The sequence below is a fragment of the Cellulophaga sp. genome, from assembly GCF_039943695.1.
In the GTDB taxonomy this organism is placed as follows: Bacteria; Bacteroidota; Bacteroidia; order Flavobacteriales; family Flavobacteriaceae; genus Cellulophaga.
In genome coordinates this window covers 1-15390 of the sequence record NZ_JBDVAA010000088.1, presented here as the reverse complement: position 1 = coordinate 15390, position 15390 = coordinate 1, and the positions used below count along the sequence as shown (strand labels likewise).

Genomic DNA, 15390 nt, shown 5'->3' with positions numbered 1-15390 from the left:
ACATATCATGAAAGCAAAGCTGTACATATTATATTTATTAACCCTTTTTACTACACTAGGACTTAGTGCTCAAGAAGAGGTTACATTTTCTGTAAAGCTTAGTAAAGAAAAACTAGGTCTTAACGAACGTTTAAAAGTAGAATTTACAACTAATAAACAAGGGGATAACTTTGTTGCTCCTAATTTTAAAGGGTTTACTGTACTAATGGGCCCTGCAACTTCTATTAGTAGATCTTGGAACAACGGCAAGCGTAAATTTTCATTATCATATTCTTATATTTTACAGCCAAGTACAAAAGGTAAAATTACTATAGATCCTGCAAAAATTACTATTGATGATCAAGAGTACAAGTCAGATGCTAAAACCATAACTGTTACAGATGCTGTTGTAAACCCTAACGCACCGCCATCTGCTAGTGATATTGCTCAAGAAAACCTACACCTAGTTGCTGAAATTAGCAAACCCAACCCTTATTTAAACGAGGCTATAACTGTTGTTTATAAAATGTATGTTAGCCCTTCTATAGAAGTTTCTGGTTTTCAGGCAGTAGACAACCCTAAATACAATAATTTTTGGAGTCAAGATATTCCTGTAAAGAGATATACTACCAAAGACGATAAATTTAAAGGAGAAGAATACAGATCTGTGATATTAAAACGCGTTGTTTTATATCCGCAGAAAACAGGTAAACTAACATTAGAGCCACTTTCATTAGATGTTGGTGTACAAGTACCAACCCAAAGAAGAGACTTTTTTGGAAGCCCAATATATGCGCAAGCAAACCTAAGAGTGTCTGCTGGTAATAGATCTATTAATGTAAAGCCATTACCAGAAGAAGGCAAATCAGCAAGTTTTACAGGTGCTGTGGGAGATTTTAATTTCTTTGTAACAACAAGCAAAACTCATTTAAACGCAGCAGAATCTTTACAAGCTAAGGTTGAAATTAGTGGTAAAGGAAATTTAAAGTTATTTGACATTCCTACGTTAAATTTACCTGGTTCACTAGAAGTTTACGATCCAGAACATGATGAGAAAGTAACCACAACTTACTCTGGTATGGAAGGCAAAATTAGTGACAGCTATACTATTGTTCCAGAGTACAGAGGAAAGTACCCAGTACCAAGTATTGCTTTTAGCTATTTTAATCCTAAAACTAAAAAATACCACACTCTTAACTCAGATGAGCTTGTTATAAATGTAGTAGAAGGACCTACAAATACAGAGGACACAACGGCTAAAAGTGACAATGTACCTAACAAACAAGTTGTAGAAACTAAAGGAAAACAATTTAACTTTATAAAAACACAAACAAACCTAACAACAATTGGCAACAATTACTTTTTTAAGTCTACTGCATATTACTTGTGGCTGCTACTACCAATATTGCTAATTCCTATAGCAATATTATTAGGCCGCAAAAGAGAAGCTATGGCTTCTGACGTAGTTGGCAATAAAGTTAGAAAAGCTAACAGATTGGCTCGCAAATACTTATCTGCAGCTAAAAAGACCTTAGGGAAAAAAGATGCTTTTTATGTAGCGCTAGAAAAAGCACTACACAACTACTTAAAAGCAAAACTTAAAATTGAAACATCTGATTTTAGTAAGGATAAAATAACAGACTTGTTAAACGAAAAAAATATTGAACAAAACACAATAGACGGATTTTTATCGCTCTTAAAAAACTGTGAAATGGCTCGTTATAGTCCGTTTTCTAATGTTCAAATGCAGCAAGATTATAACAAGGCAAGTGAAGTAATTTCGCAAATGGATAAACAGTTATAACTATGAAAAAAATACTATTTATACTTGTTTTATGCGTTTCGTTTTTGGGATATTCTCAAAATAACGACCTGTTTAAAAAAGCTACTGAAGCTTATAATAATGGCAAGTATGATGCTGCCATTAAAGACTATTTGCAAATAATAGAAAATGGGAAGCACTCTCCAGAATTATACTATAATCTAGGCAATTCATATTACAAGCTAAACAAGGTTGCTCCTAGCATATATTATTACGAAAAAGCATTACTACTTAAGCCAAACGATAATGAAATAAAAAATAATTTGGGTTACGCAAAAAATATGACTTTAGACGTAATTAACCCTTTACCGGTTACTACCCTAAAAACTATGTACAATAAAGTGGTTGGTTATTTTAATTTTGACCAATGGGCCTACCTAAGCGTTGTACTAATAATTTTGTTTGTTATTTTTTATATTGCTTTCAAATTTTTTAATTATTCTACTAAAAAAAGAATTTCATTTATACTTAGTATTACTTTTTTAGTTTTATCGTTAATAGCAATTGCAGCCGCTTACTTAAACTTTTCTGATTTTAAACAAAATAGACCTGCAATTGTTTTTAATGAAGAATCTCTGGTATTAGAAGAGCCAAACACCAGAAGCAAAGAAATATTTAGGCTGCATGAAGGAACTAAAGTTTTTGTACTTGACGAATTAAAACAGTATTACAAAATAAAATTAGTTGATGGTAAAACCGGCTGGATTTCATCTGAAGAAATAAAAGAAATTAAATAATTTTAAGTTTACTACCACCTAATTTTAAATTTTATACATTTGCCGCTCCTATAAATTATAATGTTCAAAAAGTTTTCATCCATATTTTTAGCAATTTTAATAGTTGGTATTATTATTACCCCAACTGTACTTTTGCATTTAGATGATAATATAGAAATATCTGTAACAATTAATTCTGGTGAAGATGAAGAGTGCAATTCTTTAGAGATTATATCCTCTACCACCAATTGGACATTTTTACATCCATTTAAATCTACTATTGTACCTGTTTATTGTAGTAAAAACTACTCTAAACCACATTTTAACCTACTATTACCACCTCCTGAGCTAAGTTAATACTTAGTTATATTTTTAGTATTAAATACTAAAACATACTACACCCAAAAAGTAAAACATTACTTTTAATTAAAATTATTATATATATTTTTAGTTCTAAATCTAGTTTCAGAGCTTTAAATTTCACTAGCTATAAGTTTGCTTTTTAAGCTCATTTATAGGCTATTTACTATCAAAATTTAAATTCTTTTTTAGTTCAATAAAATCAACTAAAAATTAAACTTATATAAAACCTAATTATTTTTATGAAGGCGCATACAAAAGAAACACAAGCTACAATGACACCAGAAAAGTCATTGAAATTTTTAAAAGAAGGAAACCAAAGGTTTCAAAACAATTTAAAAGCCCACCGAAACCTTTTAGAACAGGTAAATGACACTAGTGAGGGGCAGTTTCCATTTGCTACTATTTTAAGCTGTATAGACTCTAGAGTATCTGCAGAGTTAATTTTTGATCAAGGATTAGGAGATATTTTTAGTGTACGTATTGCAGGTAACTTTGTAAATCAAGATATTTTAGGCAGTATGGAATTTGGTTGCAAACTAGCAGGCACAAAACTAATTGTAGTTTTAGGACACACCAGTTGCGGAGCAATAAAAGGTGCTTGTGACAATGCAGAGTTAGGAAACCTAACAGCAATGCTAGCTAAAATTAAGCCCGCTGTAAATGCTGTTACTGAGCCAAAAGATAAAAACTTGCGCAACTCTAAAAATCTAGATTTTGTAGACCATGTTGCAGAAAAAAATGTTTTATTAACTATAGATAGAATTGTTGCCGAAAGTGATGTTCTTGCAGAAATGCAAAAGAATGGCGAAGTAAAAATTGTTGGCGCTATGTACGATATTAATTCTGGAGAAGTAAAATTTTTAGATTAGCACAAAAATTACAAGATGATAATGACTACGTTTACGTAGTTATAGCATTTTTATTGTATATTTTATAAATCGTTAGTTCTTTTTAAATTACAAAAATTAAATCGTTCTAAAAATCATTTTAATAATATGAAAAATCTTTTCTCTAATATAAAAGGAGATATTTTTGGTGGCATAACAGCAGGTATTGTTGCCCTACCATTAGCATTGGCATTTGGTGTTAGTTCTGGTCTTGGCCCTGCAGCTGGTTTATACGGAGCTATTTTTATTAGTTTTTTTGCCGCACTATTTGGAGGCACAAGCACGCAAATTTCTGGCCCAACTGCACCTATGACAGCTGTAAGTATGGTTGTTATAGCAAGTATAATTGCCATTCATGATGGTGATGTAGAAACAGCTTTACCCTATATATTAATCGTATTTATTTTAGCCGGATTAATGCAAATTAGTCTTGGTTTATTAGGTATGGGTAAATATATAAAATACATACCCTACCCTGTTGTATCTGGTTTTATGACCGCTATTGGAATCATCATTTTAATAACTCAAATACTGCCAGCAATTGGCTATTATCCAAAGGAAGATCAAGATTTTGTAAATCAATTTAAACCACAGGCAGAAGAAGTTATTTTAGAAAACATACTTAAAGAACAAGCTGGCGAAGGTATTTTGGTTTTAGATCACTTTGAAGAAACCATAAAAAGAGCCAATACTGTTACAGATGCAGATACACTTAAAGAAGCAAAAACCTTGGCTGCTAAAGAAGCATCTGGCGTAATGGGTTCTTTAAAAATATTACCAAGGGCTTTGCAACAAATTAATTGGTTAGAGCTAGCACTAGCATTAGCAACAATATTTATTATATACGGTTTTAAGCGTATTACTAAAGCTATACCAAGTACATTGGTGGCGCTTATAGCTGTCTCTGGCGTAGCATTTTTATTTAAATTACCATATAGACGAATAGAAGAAATTCCTTCTGGTATTCCAACACCAAATATGGCCATTTTTACCCAGTTTAGCATAACCTCATTAACTCCGTATATATTTACTGCTTTAACATTGGCTCTTTTAGGTGCTATAGATTCTTTATTAACATCTGTTGTTGCAGATAATATGACAAAAACAAAGCACAAGCCAAACAAAGAGTTAATTGGTCAAGGTATTGGTAATACAATAGCTGCTATTTTTAATGGTATTCCTGGTGCTGGTGCTACTATACGTACTGTAGTAAACATTAATTCTGGCGGTAAAACAAAATTATCTGGTATGGTTGCAGGTGTGCTACTTTTGGTTGTTTTACTAGCTTTAGGACCTATTGCTTCTCAAATTCCTGCTGGTGTATTAGCTGGTATTTTAATTACAGTAGGTATTGGTGTTATGGATTATAAAGGCTTAAAAGCTATTCCTAGTTTGCCGCGCGACTTAAAAATTGGACCATTTAAAGTAAGTTCAGAAGTTATAATAATGCTTGTTGTATTGGTGCTTTCTTCAACTTGGAACTTAGTGTATGCGGTAGGTATTGGACTTGTTATTGCATCCTTAATGTTTATGAAAAAAATTGGAGACTTAACCGCAGAACGTTCCGATGTTAAATCGCTCTTACAAGAAAAAGCCTGGAAAGATGAAGCCAACTTTCCTGTATATTTAAAAGAAGAAGTATTTATTAAACACATTAAAGGTCCTTTGTTTTTTGGTTCTACTAGTGAATTTCAACAATTGGCTTCACAAATACCTAGTACTGCAAGTACTGTAATTATTAGAACCGGAAGAATGCAGTATATGGACCAGTCTGGTTTGTATGCAATGGAAGATGTTTTGGTAGATCTTAAAAAAAATAATGTAAACGTGCTTTTTGTAGATTTATTACAACAACCTAGGTATATGATGGAACGTATAGACATTATTCCTGACCTAATTCCTACTGAGCATTTGTTCTCTAATTTTGATGATGCTGTTGCGTGGGTTAAAGAAAATGTAAAAGACACCTATTAAATGTGACTACAAAACATTAATTAATACAATCCAATACGGGAATAATTGCTAAATTTGCCCTGTATTGGATTTTTTGTGTTATGATAGATGAAATAAAAAAACATATTGCCATAGTTAACGAGTTTACATCAACAGACTTAGAAGCAATAGAAAGTTTTAGAATAAAATATTTAGGTAAAAAAGGATTATTAAATGACTTTTTTGCCGAGTTTAAAAATGTGCCAAACGAACAAAAAAAGGAGTTTGGACAAACTATAAACCAGCTTAAAAATGCTGCTACAGAAAAGGTAAACTCTTTAAAAGATGCCTTAGCTAGTTCTACAGTTAGTGACAGTGTTTACGGTGACTTAACACGCCCAGGACAGCCAATGTCTATTGGAGCAAGACACCCAATATCTATTGTAAAAAACCAAATTATAGAGATTTTTTCTAGAATAGGTTTTAATGTTTCTGAAGGCCCTGAGATTGAAGACGATTGGCATAACTTTACTGCACTTAATTTGCCAGAGTATCATCCGGCAAGAGATATGCAAGACACCTTTTTTATACAAACCAACCCAGATGTTTTGTTGCGTACGCACACCTCATCTGTACAGGTAAGATATATGGAGGACAACAAGCCACCTATACGTACAATTTCTCCGGGTAGAGTATACAGAAACGAAGCAATTTCTGCTCGTTCTCACTGCTTTTTTCATCAAATAGAAGGTTTATATATAGATAAAGATGTTTCGTTTGCAGATTTAAAGCAAACATTACAATTTTTTACAACTGAGCTTTTCGGAAAATCTAAAATTCGTTTACGTCCATCATACTTTCCATTTACAGAGCCTAGTGCAGAAGTAGATGTGTATTGGGGACTAGAAACAGAGTCTGACTATAAAATTACCAAAGGAACAGGTTGGTTAGAAATTGGTGGTTGTGGTATGGTAGACCCTAACGTACTTAAAAACTGTGGCATAGACCCAGAAGAATACTCTGGCTTTGCCTTTGGCGTTGGTATAGACCGTATTGCTATGTTATTACACCAAATTACAGATATTCGTTTGTTAAGTGAAAACGATGTTCGCTTTTTAGAGCAATTTAAAAGTGCTTTGTAAAACAACTTAAAAGTTATAAATAGATGAAAAAAGACATCGTAATACCAGTGGTTAAAGATGTACACGTTGCTATTATACACGAGTTTAACAAAGAGTTTTTAGATAAAGAATGGAATGTTTATGTAATTAACAATAGAGCAGAAACCATAGAAATGGTACTGGTTGTCTCTAAAGGTTATGACAATGACAAAATAACCTCTACAATGAGGCATTCTATTGCTAAACTAGATGGTAAGTCTTACGCAAAAGTAGAAATGGTACAAGAAGATGTTTTACAATTAAACAACGAGTTTTTTGTAACTTTTTTTGCTGATAACAAGCTTTTTGAAAAACGTTTTACCTTTGAAAAAAACACAGTTACAGAAGTAAATTTAACCACAATTCCACTAATTGAAAAAGACGGAATATTAGCAAAATAATAGCCTTAAGAAAACATAGTAATATTCATTTTTAAGTTACATTCGTAGTTATTATAATATAAGATAATACCTATGAGCAATACTACTAAATTTGAAGGATTACAAGTTATTGGAGGAGAAGAGTGGTGTGTTTTTGAAGAACTAGGCATACCTGCTATAAAAGCACGTGTAGACTCTGGCGCAAAAACATCTTCTATACAAGCTAATAATGTAAAGGTCTACAACAAAGGTTCTGAAGAATGGGTAAGGTTTGAGGTAAACCCTATACAAGAAAACAGAAGCGTAACTATTACTTGTGAGGCTCCTTTAGTAGACCGTAGAACTGTAAAAAGTTCTGTGGGCATTTCTGAAGAGCGTTTAGTGGTAAAAACCACTATCAAATTAGGGAACAACATACATAGTGTAGAGCTAACGCTTGCCAACAGAGACACTATGGAATACCGTATGTTATTAGGTCGTGAGGCAATAAACCAACGCTACATTGTAAACCCTGCAGAAAGCTATTGCATGCAAAATTTTTCTGAAGAAGAAATTCAGAAAAAGTACGCATCTCATATGGCCGAAAAATCGGGGTTAACAATTGCATTATTAGCCAGCAATCCTAATTTATATAGTAATAAGAGAATTATAGAAGCTGGTGAAGCTAGAGGTCATGAAGTTGTTTTTTTAAATGTAGAAAACGCTTATATGAAACTAGATACAAAATCGCCACAAATACGCTACAGAGGCGGTAATGTTTTAAATAAGTTTGATGCCGTAATACCTAGAATTAAACCATCGGTTACATTTTATGGCTGTGCTTTAATTAGACAGTTTGACAACCTTGGGGTGTATTGCTTAAACACCGCAGAAGCAATTACACAGTCTAGAGATAAATTATTTGCTTCTCAGTTATTTTCTAAAAACGATATTGACATTCCCATTACTGGTTTTGCAAAATCTCCTATGGATACCAAAGACCTTATACGTATGGTTAATGGTGCGCCTTTAATTATAAAATTATTAGAAAGTACACAAGGTAAAGGTGTTGTTTTAGCAGAAACCAATAAAGCTGCAGAAAGTGTTATTAACGCTTTTAAAAGTGTACAAACAAACATATTGGTGCAAGAGTTTATTAAAGAAGCAAACGGGCAAGATATTCGTTGCTTTGTGGTAAACGGAAAAGTTGTAGCATCTATGCAGCGCCAAGCTCAAAAAGGAGAATTTAGAGCTAACATTCACCAAGGTGGTGTGGCATCATTAATTAAAATAACGTCTGAGGAACGTAAACTAGCAGTTAAAGCTGCAAAAATATTAAACCTAGCTGTTGCTGGTGTAGATATTATACGTTCTAATAAGGGCCCTTTATTGTTAGAGGTAAACTCTTCTCCTGGTTTAGAAGGTATAGAGTATGCAACTGGTTTAGATATTGCTAATGTTATGATTAGAGCTATTGAGAAAAAACTGAACTACACATCTAACTAAAGAAAAACAAATATAAAAGTCTAGTACATTTTACTAGACTTTTATGCTTTATAAGCTCCAATTTTTAAAAGGATTTTTACTTAACTGAGAATTGTAATATTTAACATCACCTGTAACCTCTTCTCCTAACCAATCTGGTTTTTCAAATTCATCAGTTTCAGATTTTAGTTCTATTTCTGCAAGTATAAGTCCTTCATTAGCATCATAAAACTCATCAACCTCAAAAATATAATCGCCTACATTAACATTATAACGTGTTTTACTAATTACACCTTCTTCGCAAATGTTTAACAATTGTTCTGCTTCTGTAACTGGTATTTCTTTTTCCCATTCAAATCTAGACATACCAGATGCGTTAGAAATTCCTTTTACGGTAATAAAACCTGCATCACCTTTAATTCTAACTCGTACAGATCGTTCTGGGTTAGTACTTAAATAACCTTGCACTATACGCTTACTAGACGCTGCTTCTTTTTTAAAATCATTAGACTTTACTAAAAATTTACGCTCTATTTCAATCATTATTTTATTATGTCAATATGTTCTTTAATTACTTCAATTAGAGAAGTTATAAAATCATCCATAAGTTTAAAATTATATTCATAGTGATAATATTCTTCGCTCTTAATTTCATGCAAATATCTCCATTCTACGAATGATAAATTATGAACTCGTAACAAATCACTTAAAGATAAATTTGCGATGTTACTCTTTTTACTGGAATCTCTTTCGTTACAGGAATGCATACTAAACATAAATGGATCTAGATCAGGGTTCTTTATTTTCTTTTTTTTAATATATTTTTCTTCTATTTGTAGCCTAATTTCATCCTTAAGCATTTTAAATAAAACCTCTAAGTTATGCCCGCTTTTTTTGTCTCCTATTGTATACTCAATCAATAATTTTAGATACAACTCTACTGCAAAACTATAATTTACCGTAGCCACAGAAATAAGTTCAAAGGATTTTGTATTGTTAATAACCTTAGATTCTATAGATAATTGCTCTGCTAATATTCTTCCATTTTTATAAAAACCTGTAGCTGAATAATATTGTATAGGTATATGACTTCTTAACTTTTTACTCATTATTTTCCTCCTAATTCTTTAATCTTATCAGACTGTATTTTTATAGTATTTTCTTCATTATTCCCTAACCAAACCATAGCTTTTGCAATAGTTTCTGGGTGTATGGGTCTATACTTTTTTAACGAACCAATTAATAAAAACTGAAACACCTTAAAAAACTGTTTTGCCAACCACTCGCCCATTCTTTTCTCTTCTCTTTTACCTGCAATTAAAGACGGTTGTAGTATATGTGTTTTTGGTATTTGTAACGCAATTACATCATTTTCCATTTGGCCTTTTATCTTATTATAAAAAACCGAACTAGATGCATTTGCACCTAAGGCAGATATAACCATATATGTACCAATACCATTTTCTTTGCATAATTTTGCGGCTTGTAGTGGTATGCCGTAATCTATATTTTTATAAGTTTCTTTATTGGGTGTCTTGGCCTTAGTAGTTCCAATACAACAATACACCTCATCTGCCGTAAAACTACTTTTATGTTTTTCTAAATCTTGAAGGTCTACTATGTATTCATCAATTTTTGGGTGAGTAAAACCACTTATAGATCTAGAAAATAGCTTTATTTTTGCATACGCATTATGGTGAGTTAATAAAGATACCAAAGCACTACCAGTTACACCGGTTGCACCCAAGACAATAGCTGTTTTTTCTTTTGTTTTCATCAACCTAAATATACCGTAAATTTGTGTATGACCAAGGATTTACCTTTACGAAAAATTATTCATGTAGATATGGATGCCTTTTATGCATCTGTAGAGCAGTTAGATAATCCTGAGCTTATTGGTAAACCATTGGCGGTTGGCGGTGGCGAAAAAAGAGGTGTTGTTTCTGCGGCTAGTTATGAGGCTCGTAAATTTGGCGTACGCTCTGCTATGAGTGGCTATATGGCAAAACGTAATTGTCCAGATTTAATTTTTGTACCACCCAGGTTTGCTAGATATAAAGAAATATCACAAAAAATTAGAGCCATTTTTTACGACTATACAGATCTGGTAGAACCGCTTTCTTTAGACGAGGCTTATTTAGATGTTACGGTAAACAAAAAAGGGAATCCGTCTGCGTCATTACTTGCAAAAGAAATAAGAGAACGTATTTTTAATGAACTAGGACTTACCGCTTCTGCAGGCATATCTATAAATAAATTTATTGCCAAAGTTGCAAGTGATTACAACAAACCAAACGGACAAAAAACGGTTAACCCAGAAGAAGTTTTATCTTTTTTAGAAGAGTTAGAAATTCGTAAATTTTATGGTGTAGGTAAGGTTACCGCAGAAAAAATGTACAAAGTAGGCATATTTACGGGTTTAGATCTTAAAAATAAAACCTTAGAGTTTTTAGAAAATAATTTTGGTAAAAGTGGAGCCTACTACTACCACGTTGTTAGAGGCATACACAATAGCCCTGTAAAACCAAACCGAATACCAAAATCTGTTGGTGCAGAACGTACTTTTAATGAAAATTTAAGTAGTGAAATTTTTATGCTAGAACGATTAGAAAATATTGCTAGCGAATTAGAACGCCGACTTAAGAAAACCAAAATTGCGGGTAAAACAATTACTTTAAAAATTAAGTATAGCGATTTTACTTTGCAGACAAGAAGTAAAACCATACCCTATTTTATTGCAGATAAAGATTTGATTTTAGAAATAGCAAAAGAATTATTATACCAAGAAAAGCTTGAAAATTCAGTTCGCTTATTAGGCATTTCATTAGCAAACTTAAATACTCCAGACAAGAAAAAACCAGAACAAGAAAGTATTAGCGTACAGTTAAAGTTTCTGTTTTAACTCTCTAATTTACACAAAGTTTAACCTATTTTAACGCTTTACAAACAAATAATCTACTAATTTTGTAGGGTAAACAGATTTTTAATTAAAAATACAATAATATGGCTAGTTTAAGATTGGGTGATGAAGCACCAGATTTTACTGCAGACAGTTCTGTAGGAACAATAAATTTATACGATTATTTAGGTGATAGCTGGGGAATTCTTTTTTCTCATCCGGCAGATTTTACACCAGTTTGTACTACAGAATTAGGTACTGCTGCACAATTTAAAGATGAGTTTGATAAACGCAATGTAAAAATGATTGCATTAAGCGTAGATGGTGCAGCTTCTCATAACGAGTGGATTAAAGATATTAACGAAGTACAAAACACTACAGTTACTTTTCCTATAATTGCAGATGAAGACAAAAAAGTATCTACATTATATGATATGATACACCCAAACGCAGACAACCACTTAACAGTACGTTCTGTATTTATTATTGGCCCAGATAAAAAAGTAAAATTGACATTAACATACCCTGCATCTACAGGCCGTAATTTTTACGAGTTGTTACGTGTTATAGACTCTTTACAATTAACCGCTAATCATAAAGTAGCTACACCAGCCAACTGGAAAAATGGCGAAAAAGTAGTTGTTAGTCCGGCTATTGCTACTAGCGACGCTGAAAAAATATTCTCTAAAGGAGTAGAAGAAATTAAGCCTTATTTAAGGATGACACCAGACCCTACTGCCTAACAAGTTGTTTGTAATAAAAACCAGGCTCTAGTAGACATTTTTGTTTACTAGAGCTATTTTTTTGTAGTACATTTATGTTCCCTTAATTTTGTAACTATGGTATCTGCAGAGGAAAAATTAAAAGAACGAATTAAAGAACTCACCTGTTTGTATGACGTTACTTCTATTATAGTTAATTGCGATTATAATGAGATTGAAGTTGGTTTACAAGCCATTGTATCTTGTCTTAAAAATGCGTGGCAGTATATAGATGATACGTACGTTGTTCTTAAAACTAATGACTACCATATCATATCTAAAAAAGAACACACAGACTATGTTTTTTTAAGCTCAGCAATTACCCTTTTTAACAAAGAAATTGGAACTATAAAAGTTGGTTATCCGTCTAAAAAATACAGTGTTTTAGATTTTCTTGAAGAGGAACAACTACTACTAAACAATGTGTGCTTAGAGGTTGGTAATTTACTAGAACGTAAAGAAATTAAGGAGAACGAAATTTTAATAAAAAGGCAAGTAGAACAGTCTGATAGGTTGCGTATACTTGGTGAAATTACAGCAGGTATTGCTCATGAGCTAAATACACCACTTGCCAATATTTTGGGTTTTGCAGAGCTTTTAAAAGACCGCAACAAAGAAGATGCGCAAGCAACCAAAGATGTAGATAAAATAATAAATAGTGCAATTTACTCTAGAGAAGTGGTAAAAAAATTAATGTTTTTTGCTTGCGAAATGCCACAACAAAAAAGTTTGGTTAATATTATTCCTATTTGTAAAGAAGCTATTGAGCTTTTAAAACCAATACTAAAAACAAAAAGTATTGCTTTTAACTTTACCTCTAGTAATCCTGAAATTGCTTTAAAAATAGATCGCATACAACTTACGCAAGTGCTTTTCAATTTGGTAATAAATGCCATTTATTTTTCTAAGGAAAAGGGAGTCATCGACCTAGAAATAAAAGACAAATCTGCTACTGTAGAAATACATATTAAAGACCAAGGTAGTGGTATAGATTCTAAATTAGGTAACAAAATTTTTGAGCCGTTTTTTACTACAAAACCAGTTGGTGATGGGTCTGGCTTAGGATTAAGCGTAGTGCACGGCATTGTTAAAAGTCATAAAGGAAACTTAAGCTATAGTGCTAATACACCTAAGGGAACTATATTTACTGTTACAATTCCTAAACTGTAAAAAATGGGGTTAGAAAAAGAAAATATTTTAATTGTAGATGATGATATTCATATACTTGAACTTTTACAACGTCATTTACAGTCTCTAAATTACCACGTTTACAAGGCTGTTTCTGTTAAACAAGCATTGTATGTGTTGCACGACTCTACTATAGATTTGCTAATTACAGACATACAAATGCCAGAGATTGATGGTCTGCAGTTACTAAAATACACGGCAGAACATTATCCAGAAATTCCTAAATTAGTTATTACTGGCTACCCATCTGTAGATGATGCTATGAGTGTTATAAAATCTGGCGCTACAGATTACCTTACCAAACCTTTTACAAAAGAAGAATTAAAACAGGCAGTAAATAGGTCTTTAGAAAGTTCTAAAAAAACTAAAAAACCAAAGGAAAAAAAACAAACAGCTGTTTCTGGTTACGGACAAATGATTGGGCAGTCTACTGCTTTTGAAAAAGTAACTCAAATTATAGAGCGCGTAAAAAATAACAAGGCAACTGTTTTAATAGAGGGTGAAAGTGGCACAGGTAAAGAACTTGTGGCAAGAGCTATTCATTTTTCTGGTAAGTTTGCCAAACAGCCTTTTATTGCTGTTAACTGTGGTGCCATACCAGAAAACCTATTAGAGTCAGAACTTTTTGGGTATACAAAAGGTGCTTTTACAGGAGCTAACGAAAATAAAAATGGTTTTTTTCAGGCAGCAAATAATGGTACGTTGTTTTTAGATGAAATTGGCAACGCTTCTACTGCTGTACAAGCCAAATTACTAAGAGCATTACAAGAAAAAGAAATTACAAAAGTAGGCTCGCAAAAAGTAGAAAAAGTAGACTTGCGTATTATTGCTGCAACTAACAACAATTTACAGGAAGATATTGCTAATAAAAGCTTTAGAGAAGATTTGTATTACAGGCTAACTGTAGTGCAAATAAACGTGCCGCCATTACGAGAAAGAAAATCTGATATTCCGCTACTGGTAGAACAGTTTTTAAGAAAATATGGTGTAGAATACAAAGACCGTTTATTACAAATTACAGATGATGCTTTAAAAATGTTACAAAGGTATCATTGGCAAGGCAATATTAGAGAGCTAGAAAATGTAATACAACGCGCTGTTATTATGAGCGATGGAAAAATTGACATAAAAGATTTTCCAGATTATTTAAAATACAAAATAGAATTTCCAGATGCCTCTTTTTCAAGCTTACAGCAAATGGAAAAAGAATACATTTTAAAAGTATTGGCTGCCACAAACAATAATAAAACAAAGGCAGCAGAAATTCTTCAAATAGACCGTAAAACTTTACGTCAAAAATTAAAATAAACACTGGGGTATTTTTCCCCAGCTGGGGCAATTCTCCTCACCCCATCTTTTCTTCAAAATTAATTGCAATTAACCAAATTACTGAATTACAGGTAGTTGCTACAAATATTTATTATTTAATCTTTTTAGGCACACAGCTTGCCAATACACACACGAGTAAGTTATTATAAAAATGATTTTAGATTTTTATAGTTGATTGATTGATTTGTCTACTTGGCTTTCTAAATGTTTAACTCAAGTGGTGTGGTTTTTTTGTGAAAGTCAAGTAGCATTTTAATGGTTAATAATAAAACAATGGTAAAAATAATAGAGAAGAGCCTCTGTTGCACTTGTAAGCACCAGATACCTTGTGTACTAACAAAAAATAAAAGTTCTGTATACAACTGCAGTGAGTATCAACAGACAATAGGCCAAGACTTTAGTCCTAAAAAAGAAACCAGAAAAGAATTAGTTTTAAATTAAATATAATGATAGCAAAACAACAAAAAAAGTTGAAGCAAGGGATGCTAGATAATGTTATGCGACAATTTA

At 32.3% G+C, this 15390-nt stretch carries 15 protein-coding genes; 12 read left to right on the top strand and 3 right to left on the bottom strand.

The genetic code is table 11. The features are described 5' to 3' along the window. Positions 1–7: 7 nt before the first annotated feature. The 8 genes from ABJD66_RS06030 to rimK all read left to right on the top strand — a co-directional run bounded on the left by ABJD66_RS06030 (position 8) and on the right by rimK (position 8724). The gene (locus tag ABJD66_RS06030; protein ID WP_348129354.1) at positions 8–1783 is read left to right on the top strand and encodes a BatD family protein; all 1776 of its coding nucleotides are present in this window, start codon (positions 8–10) and stop codon (positions 1781–1783) included. A 2-nt stretch (positions 1784–1785) separates the two neighbouring features. After that, positions 1786–2538: a tetratricopeptide repeat protein gene (locus tag ABJD66_RS06025; protein WP_303542048.1), complete on the top strand. Its 753-nt coding sequence runs from the start codon at positions 1786–1788 to the stop codon at positions 2536–2538. Between the two features lie 60 nt (positions 2539–2598). Continuing rightward, positions 2599–2874, top strand: coding sequence for a hypothetical protein (locus ABJD66_RS06020; protein WP_348129350.1), 276 nt, complete (start codon positions 2599–2601; stop codon positions 2872–2874). Positions 2875–3119: 245 nt separating this feature from the next. After that, complete coding sequence (locus tag ABJD66_RS06015; RefSeq protein WP_348129348.1) at positions 3120–3749, top strand: carbonic anhydrase family protein; 630 nt, start codon at positions 3120–3122, stop codon at positions 3747–3749. Between the two features lie 126 nt (positions 3750–3875). Beyond that, complete coding sequence (locus ABJD66_RS06010) at positions 3876–5741, top strand: SulP family inorganic anion transporter (protein WP_348129345.1); 1866 nt, start codon at positions 3876–3878, stop codon at positions 5739–5741. An 80-nt stretch (positions 5742–5821) separates the two neighbouring features. Further along, positions 5822–6841, top strand: coding sequence for a phenylalanine--tRNA ligase subunit alpha (pheS, locus tag ABJD66_RS06005; protein ID WP_348129343.1), 1020 nt, complete (start codon positions 5822–5824; stop codon positions 6839–6841). A 23-nt stretch (positions 6842–6864) separates the two neighbouring features. Further along, positions 6865–7260 carry a hypothetical protein gene (locus tag ABJD66_RS06000; RefSeq protein ID WP_348129340.1) on the top strand — a complete coding sequence of 132 codons (396 nt, stop codon included), beginning with the start codon at positions 6865–6867 and terminating at the stop codon, positions 7258–7260. Between the two features lie 72 nt (positions 7261–7332). Then, the gene (gene rimK, locus ABJD66_RS05995) at positions 7333–8724 is read left to right on the top strand and encodes a 30S ribosomal protein S6--L-glutamate ligase (protein WP_348129338.1); all 1392 of its coding nucleotides are present in this window, start codon (positions 7333–7335) and stop codon (positions 8722–8724) included. A gap of 48 nt (positions 8725–8772) precedes the next feature. Here rimK and ABJD66_RS05990 read toward each other — a convergent pair whose 3' ends face one another. Genes ABJD66_RS05990 through ABJD66_RS05980 form a run of 3 tightly spaced genes read right to left on the bottom strand, consistent with a single transcriptional unit; the run spans position 8773 to position 10480 of the window. Next, the gene (locus ABJD66_RS05990; RefSeq protein ID WP_348129335.1) at positions 8773–9246 is read right to left on the bottom strand and encodes a CYTH domain-containing protein; all 474 of its coding nucleotides are present in this window, start codon (positions 9244–9246) and stop codon (positions 8773–8775) included. Beyond that, positions 9246–9812 carry a hypothetical protein gene (locus tag ABJD66_RS05985; protein ID WP_348129332.1) on the bottom strand — a complete coding sequence of 189 codons (567 nt, stop codon included), beginning with the start codon at positions 9810–9812 and terminating at the stop codon, positions 9246–9248. The genes ABJD66_RS05990 and ABJD66_RS05985 overlap by 1 nt, the downstream gene beginning before the upstream one ends. Beyond that, positions 9812–10480 carry an NAD-dependent epimerase/dehydratase family protein gene (locus tag ABJD66_RS05980; protein WP_348129329.1) on the bottom strand — a complete coding sequence of 223 codons (669 nt, stop codon included), beginning with the start codon at positions 10478–10480 and terminating at the stop codon, positions 9812–9814. The genes ABJD66_RS05985 and ABJD66_RS05980 overlap by 1 nt, the downstream gene beginning before the upstream one ends. A gap of 27 nt (positions 10481–10507) precedes the next feature. Between ABJD66_RS05980 and dinB the strand changes: the two genes are divergently transcribed. From dinB to ABJD66_RS05960, 4 genes are all read left to right on the top strand, one after another. Continuing rightward, on the top strand, positions 10508–11605 hold the full coding sequence (gene dinB / locus ABJD66_RS05975) for a DNA polymerase IV (protein WP_303542069.1): 1098 nt from the start codon (positions 10508–10510) through the stop codon (positions 11603–11605). 101 nt (positions 11606–11706) lie between these two features. Continuing rightward, positions 11707–12345: a peroxiredoxin gene (locus ABJD66_RS05970; RefSeq protein WP_013620733.1), complete on the top strand. Its 639-nt coding sequence runs from the start codon at positions 11707–11709 to the stop codon at positions 12343–12345. A 96-nt stretch (positions 12346–12441) separates the two neighbouring features. Then, entirely contained in the window at positions 12442–13533 is a 1092-nt protein-coding gene (locus ABJD66_RS05965; RefSeq protein WP_348129323.1) for a HAMP domain-containing sensor histidine kinase, read from the top strand. A gap of 3 nt (positions 13534–13536) precedes the next feature. After that, positions 13537–14859: a sigma-54 dependent transcriptional regulator gene (locus ABJD66_RS05960; RefSeq protein WP_348129320.1), complete on the top strand. Its 1323-nt coding sequence runs from the start codon at positions 13537–13539 to the stop codon at positions 14857–14859. Positions 14860–15390 lie beyond the last annotated feature (531 nt).

What these genes read in the sequence shown, in the direction of transcription:
- rimK (WP_348129338.1), top strand. Translation starts at nt 7,333, where the DNA reads ATGAGCAATACTACTAAATTTGAAGGATTACAAGTTATTGGAGGAGAA.
- ABJD66_RS06015 (WP_348129348.1), top strand. Translation starts at nt 3,120, where the DNA reads ATGAAGGCGCATACAAAAGAAACACAAGCTACAATGACACCAGAAAAG.
- ABJD66_RS06030 (WP_348129354.1), top strand. Translation starts at nt 8, where the DNA reads ATGAAAGCAAAGCTGTACATATTATATTTATTAACCCTTTTTACTACA.
- ABJD66_RS06020 (WP_348129350.1), top strand. Translation starts at nt 2,599, where the DNA reads ATGTTCAAAAAGTTTTCATCCATATTTTTAGCAATTTTAATAGTTGGT.
- ABJD66_RS05960 (WP_348129320.1), top strand. Translation starts at nt 13,537, where the DNA reads ATGGGGTTAGAAAAAGAAAATATTTTAATTGTAGATGATGATATTCAT.
- ABJD66_RS05965 (WP_348129323.1), top strand. Translation starts at nt 12,442, where the DNA reads ATGGTATCTGCAGAGGAAAAATTAAAAGAACGAATTAAAGAACTCACC.
- ABJD66_RS06025 (WP_303542048.1), top strand. Translation starts at nt 1,786, where the DNA reads ATGAAAAAAATACTATTTATACTTGTTTTATGCGTTTCGTTTTTGGGA.
- ABJD66_RS06000 (WP_348129340.1), top strand. Translation starts at nt 6,865, where the DNA reads ATGAAAAAAGACATCGTAATACCAGTGGTTAAAGATGTACACGTTGCT.
- ABJD66_RS05990 (WP_348129335.1), bottom strand. Translation starts at nt 9,246, where the DNA reads ATGATTGAAATAGAGCGTAAATTTTTAGTAAAGTCTAATGATTTTAAA.
- ABJD66_RS06010 (WP_348129345.1), top strand. Translation starts at nt 3,876, where the DNA reads ATGAAAAATCTTTTCTCTAATATAAAAGGAGATATTTTTGGTGGCATA.
- dinB (WP_303542069.1), top strand. Translation starts at nt 10,508, where the DNA reads ATGACCAAGGATTTACCTTTACGAAAAATTATTCATGTAGATATGGAT.
- pheS (WP_348129343.1), top strand. Translation starts at nt 5,822, where the DNA reads ATGATAGATGAAATAAAAAAACATATTGCCATAGTTAACGAGTTTACA.
- ABJD66_RS05985 (WP_348129332.1), bottom strand. Translation starts at nt 9,812, where the DNA reads ATGAGTAAAAAGTTAAGAAGTCATATACCTATACAATATTATTCAGCT.
- ABJD66_RS05980 (WP_348129329.1), bottom strand. Translation starts at nt 10,480, where the DNA reads ATGAAAACAAAAGAAAAAACAGCTATTGTCTTGGGTGCAACCGGTGTA.
- ABJD66_RS05970 (WP_013620733.1), top strand. Translation starts at nt 11,707, where the DNA reads ATGGCTAGTTTAAGATTGGGTGATGAAGCACCAGATTTTACTGCAGAC.